Below are 5,163 nucleotides of genomic sequence, written 5' to 3'. Positions count from 1 at the left end.
AGCTTGTATTACGAGCACAAGAAGTACGACGGCTCGCTGCCCCTGATCGGCGTCAACACCTTCCTGCCGAAGGACCACGGCGGCGAGATCGCGACGACCATCGAACTGATCCGCTCGACCGAGGAAGAGAAGGGCCAGCAGATCGACAACGTGGCCTCGTTCCGCACGCTGCGCAACGACCTGCAGGCCGACAGCCTGAAGCACCTGCAGCAGACCGCCCGCGATCGCCGCAACATCTTCGAATCGCTGCTCGAAGCGGTGAAGTACAACTCGCTCGGCCAGATCAGCCACGCGCTGTACGACGTCGGCGGCGAGTATCGGCGCAACATGTGAGGCAGCTTCGGCGCCGCGCCATGAATCATCCGAAGACGACCCGCAGCCTTGGTGCTGCGGGCCTGCTGTTCGCCGCCGTCGGCCTTGCGGCCTGCGGCTCGATTCGCCCGCAGATGAACGAGGTGGTGATCACCGCGATCCCGGACGAGACCGCGGCCTGTACCTACGCCGGTTTCGTGGCGGTCGACAGCGTCGAAGGCCTCAAGAACGTGGGCATGGACCAGCTGCGGGCGCAGGCGGTGCGGCTCAAGGCCAATACCGTGCTGGTCAGTTCCTATTCGGCCTCGCGTGATGGCAAGGCCTTTGTCTGCGATCCGCCGCTGAAGCCGCGCTGAGGCGAGGCTTCAGTAGCGGTCGAGCTTCGCTCAGGCGACGCGGCCCTTGAACTGGGCCGGCCGCTTGCCGAGGAAGGCGCTGACACCTTCGCGGAAGTCGGCCGTTTTGGTGTTCGCCGAGAACACATTGCGCTCGGCTTCCAGCTGTTCGCTCAAGCTGCGGTCATAGGTCTTCTCGACCAGCCGCTTGTAGTTGCCATAGGCCTGCGTCGGGCCATTGGCGAGCCGGGTCGCCAGTTCCGCCGTGCTCGCCGCCAGCGCGTCGGCGGCCACGACCTTGTAGACCAAGCCGGCTGCCAGCGCCGCTTCGGCATCCAGGGTTTCGCTGAGGAACATCAGCTGGGCTGCCTTGTTGCGGCCGAGCAGGCGCGGCAGGAAGTAGGTGCCGCCGCAGTCCGGCGAGGCGCCGATGCGGTCATAGGCAATCATGAAGCGGGTGCCTTGGGCGGCGATGACCAGATCGCAAGCGGTCATCAGCGACAGGCCGGCCCCGGCAACCGCACCGTGCACCGAGGCAATCACCGGCGCATCGATATTGCGCAGCGTTTCGACCAGCACATGCAGCGCATTGAGCAGATCGTCCGCTACCTGGTCGGCGACTTCGAAATCCTTCGCGAAGCTGGCCAGATCGCCACCGGCGATGAAGGCGCGGCCATTGCCGCGCAGCACCACGCAACGCACCCGCGCATCGTCACGAATTTCCAGCGCGACATCGCGCAGCGCCTCGGCCAGCGGCACGTTGAGCGCGTTCATCACCTCGGGGCGATTGATGGTGATCGTCGCAATGCCGGTGGCGGCATCGAGGGACAGTTCGGCAAGACTCATCGGAACTCCGGAAAACGAAGGGAAAATCAGTGGGCCAGGCGGCTGGCAAGATGGCTGCGCTGGCTGTCGTCGAGGCCGATCGCCTCGGCGAGGTAGACGTCGATCGAGCCGTGATCGGCCACGATCCTGGCGACTGCTGAATCGAGATATTCGGCACGCGCGGCGACGATCGCCGCCAGCATGTCCGGCGGTGCGCTGATGCCGATCAGCTCGTGCAGCAGGGCGGCAACCTTGTGCTGCAGCGAGGCGCGGCTGGCAGCATCGTTGGAGCGCAGGTAATCGCCGAGCACGGCTTCATCGGGTACGCCGACCGCGTGCAGCAGCATGGCGACGACGAAGCCGGTGCGGTCCTTGCCGGCCGTGCAGTTGACCACCAGCGGCAGCTGATCGGTCTCTTCGTCGAGCAGCAGCGCGAACACCTGCTTGAGCACTGGCGCGCAGACCATCGGCAGGTCGCGGTACAGATGGCGCATCAGCGCCGCGGCACCTTCGGCGGTTGCGTTGTTGCGCAGCTCGCTGACCAGTTCCGGCATCAGCACACGGATATCGGTGGCGACCGACAGATTCAGCACTCGCGGCGCCGCACCGGCCGGCCAGCGATGCGGACGCTGCAGGCGCTCTCCGTCGCTGCGCAGATCGCAGCAGACCTTCGGCGACAGGCTGGCGAGCTGGGCGAGATCGTCGGCATCGAGCGCGTCGAGCGCATCGGAACGGTAGACGAGGCCAGCGCGGGTCTGGCGACCGTCACGGGTGGGCAGGCCGCCGATATCGCGGAAGTTCGGTGCGGTCTTGAGCAGGGTCATGATCGGAATTCTGGGGAGTGGACGGCAAGTCGACGCAACATTGCCGTCAACACCCCGATCAACCCTCTACTGCAGCCGTCTCAGGGCGTGCCGGACGGCACGAACTTGTCGGCGTGGATTCTATCCGCTTGCACACCGAGCTCGATCAGCCGCCGTTCCACCGCTTCGACCATGCCGAGGTTGCCGCAGATGAAGGCGGCGGTATCGCGGTAGTCGATGCCGAGCGCCGGTGTCAGCGCGGCCGTGACCAGACCACGCAGGCCAGCCCAGCTGGAACCGGTCGGTTCGTGTGACAGGATCGGAATCACCCGCAGGCGATCACCGGCCTTGGCCTGAAGCTCGGCCAGATGGGTATCGGCAAACAGATCCTTCTCGCTGCGCACGCCGAACACGATCGTGAAGCGCGCGGTCTCCGAACGCTGCAGGCGATCGCCGACGATCGACAGGATCGGCGCCAGGCCGGTGCCGCCGGCGACGCAGAGGCCGTCGCGATCGAGATCGTCAACGCCCATGACGCCGAACGGCCCTTCGACCCAGAACTTGATGCCGCTGCGGTCCTCGGCAAACAGCCATTCCGAGAACCGGCCGCCGGGCAGGCGCTTGACCAGAAAGCCGACTTCGCCGGCCGGGCTGCCATCGGCGGCCGGCACGTCGTAGTACGAATAGCTGCGCCGCGTGAACGAGCCGGATTCGGCGATCGTGCAGTACTGGCCGGCGTTGAACGCCACCGCGTCATCGAGCTTCAGACGCAGATCGATGACATCGCCGGGCAACCGCTGCCAGCGCGTGACCAGAGCGGACACCGTGCGCACCGGCAGCTGCGCGCCGTTGCCGAGCTTCACGTCGAGCACCAGATCGGTCCGCACCTTGGCCTGACAGGCGAGCACGAAACCGGCCTCGATCTGCTCGTTGCTCAAGGGCGACAGCGCCAGATCGACCATCGGGCTGACCCGACCGTCGACCAGCCGCGTCTTGCAGGTGCCGCAGACGCCGACCCGGCAGTTGTGCGGATAGTCGATGCCCTGGTCGACCGCTGCTTTCAGCAGCATGTCGTTCCTCTTCACCTCGAACGAGGTTTCGCTGCCATCGCGGCCGCGGACGGTGATCCGGCAGTGGCCGGCGCGGGTTTCGACAGCCGGGTTCTTCTCGAGCACCTGCATGATGGTCAGAAGCTCCGATTAAGCCGTAGCCATCGCGCTGCGCGACGGTGCGCGCGGTGCCGGCTCGTCGTTCAGCTCGTGCCAGCCGGCACGGGCGTTTTCGCGACGGGCGATCTCGCGTTCCTGTGGCGTCGCGCGATTCTTGTCCCAGTCCTTCAGCAGCGGCTTGACCATCATGAAGAACAGCGGGGGCACGAAGGCCAGCAACACGCAGAGCAGGAACTGCGGCTGCTGCGGACCGTTCGGGTCTGGCTCCAGCGCGTAGAACGGCTTGTAGCTGTCGTCGTGATGGCCGGCGTGGTTGGTGATCTCCAGCGCCAGAATGCGCACCAGCGGCGTGATGTGATTCCAGGTGTGGTGGTTCTGGAAGCGACCCGGCGTTGCCGAGATCAGGCCGTAGTGATTGCAGTAATTGAACACTTCCAGAAGCATGCGCGGGCCGAAGAACAGCGAGGCCGAGCACAGCAGCAGACCCTTGAAGCCGCCGAGCGCAAAGAGTGCTGCGAGGAAGATGCCGAAGTAGGTCGCCTTGAACACCCAGGCATTGCGCGGGTCGTACCACTTGCGGCCGCGCTTGGTCCACATCATCTTTTCGAGGTGATAGCTCTCCTTCCACTGCGCCGGGAAGGTGCGGAAGAAATGGCCGTAGACGGTGTCGCCGCGGCGGGCGTAGTCCGGGTCATCCGGCGTCGCCACGCGCATGTGGTGGGTGACCACGTGGGTGATCTCGCGCCAGGGATCGAACACCAGGCACTGGCCGATGCGGCCGAGCCAGCGCAGGAACAGACCTTCGCGGTGGAACAGCTCGTGCACCGGCGGCGCGCCGATCACGAAGCCGATGAACAGGGTGCTGAGGAAAGCGCCAACGCCGGACGCGGTGGTCGCGAAATGATCGTGACCGATCAGCCAGGCGTAGAACAGGATGTTGACGAAGCTGGCCAGCACGGTGATCGACACGATCACGTCGTAGATCCAGGCATGCGCCAGGTCGCGGATCGAGTAATCGGCTTTCAGGAAGCCATCGAAGAACAGCACGCCGAGCAGCAAGGCCATGCCGACCCAGGTGAAATTGCCGCCCATCCACATGCCGTAGGCATGTGCGCTGAGGATGATCGGGGACAGCAAGTACTTGAAATAATCGAGGTTCTTGGTCATGGCAGGTCTCGCAGGGCTACACGCCGGATCAGGCGACGGTGCATCTTCCGCCCTTCGCCGCGGCGACGGCCCATCCCATAGTTTGGTCGGCCAGTCCGGCGGTCCACCGCTCGTCTCCCCGGCAGGCAGCGCTCGCGTGGCCCGGTTCGAATGTGATCTGGCAGCCGTTACGCAAGCTGCACCGGCGAACGCTGATCGTCCAGTGCTTTGAACAGATGGCCATGCCAGCGAAAGCCGAGGCAGGCTTCATCGATGATCCGGCCTAGCGCGGCTTCCGGCAGCACGATTCGATCCAGTCCTTCGCGGAAGCGTTGCCCGAGCACCACCGCTCCCGGTGAGGGGAACGCGTAGAAGGCAGTGCCTAGGTCGCCGTCGAGCGCCAGCGCGCGGCGAACGATACGCGCCAGCGTCTGGCCGCCAGCCAGATCGCCGAGATAGCGGACATAGGCGTGGGCGATGAGACCCGGCGCATCGAGCTGCAGCAGATGCGCGTGATAGATCCCGGCAGCCTCCTGCAGTGGCAGTGCTGGCCAGTCCGCACCGTGCAGCGTG

The 5,163-nt window shown here is 65.4% G+C and carries 7 protein-coding genes; 2 read left to right on the top strand and 5 right to left on the bottom strand.

Features of this window, described 5'->3' with window-relative positions:
• Positions 1 to 333 (top strand): methylmalonyl-CoA mutase family protein (locus Q0D45_RS16010; protein ID WP_293394935.1); only part of this gene is annotated, 333 nt, incomplete at its 5' end.
• 20 nt (positions 334 to 353) lie between these two features.
• Complete coding sequence (locus Q0D45_RS16005; protein WP_293394932.1) at positions 354 to 668, top strand: hypothetical protein; 315 nt, start codon at positions 354 to 356, stop codon at positions 666 to 668.
• A gap of 30 nt (positions 669 to 698) precedes the next feature.
• Here the strand turns inward: Q0D45_RS16005 and Q0D45_RS16000 are convergent, their stop codons facing one another.
• From Q0D45_RS16000 to Q0D45_RS15980, 5 genes are all read right to left on the bottom strand, one after another.
• Positions 699 to 1,493, bottom strand: coding sequence for an enoyl-CoA hydratase-related protein (locus tag Q0D45_RS16000; protein ID WP_293394929.1), 795 nt, complete (start codon positions 1,491 to 1,493; stop codon positions 699 to 701).
• A gap of 26 nt (positions 1,494 to 1,519) precedes the next feature.
• Positions 1,520 to 2,296 carry a tyrosine-protein phosphatase gene (locus Q0D45_RS15995; protein ID WP_293394926.1) on the bottom strand — a complete coding sequence of 259 codons (777 nt, stop codon included), beginning with the start codon at positions 2,294 to 2,296 and terminating at the stop codon, positions 1,520 to 1,522.
• An 80-nt stretch (positions 2,297 to 2,376) separates the two neighbouring features.
• Entirely contained in the window at positions 2,377 to 3,456 is a 1,080-nt protein-coding gene (locus Q0D45_RS15990) for a 2Fe-2S iron-sulfur cluster binding domain-containing protein (RefSeq protein ID WP_293394923.1), read from the bottom strand.
• Between the two features lie 18 nt (positions 3,457 to 3,474).
• Positions 3,475 to 4,611, bottom strand: a complete 1,137-nt coding sequence (locus Q0D45_RS15985; RefSeq protein WP_293394920.1) for a fatty acid desaturase — start codon at positions 4,609 to 4,611, stop codon at positions 3,475 to 3,477.
• A gap of 167 nt (positions 4,612 to 4,778) precedes the next feature.
• Positions 4,779 to 5,163, bottom strand: a 385-nt coding sequence (locus tag Q0D45_RS15980; protein WP_293394915.1) for a biliverdin-producing heme oxygenase, incomplete at its 5' end; no start/stop codon positions are given.

The organism is Nevskia sp. (assembly GCF_023266035.1).
In the GTDB taxonomy this organism is placed as follows: Bacteria; Pseudomonadota; Gammaproteobacteria; order Nevskiales; family Nevskiaceae; genus Nevskia.
The sequence above is the reverse complement of the archived record's forward strand: the minus strand, read 5'-3'. Positions and strand labels throughout refer to the sequence as shown.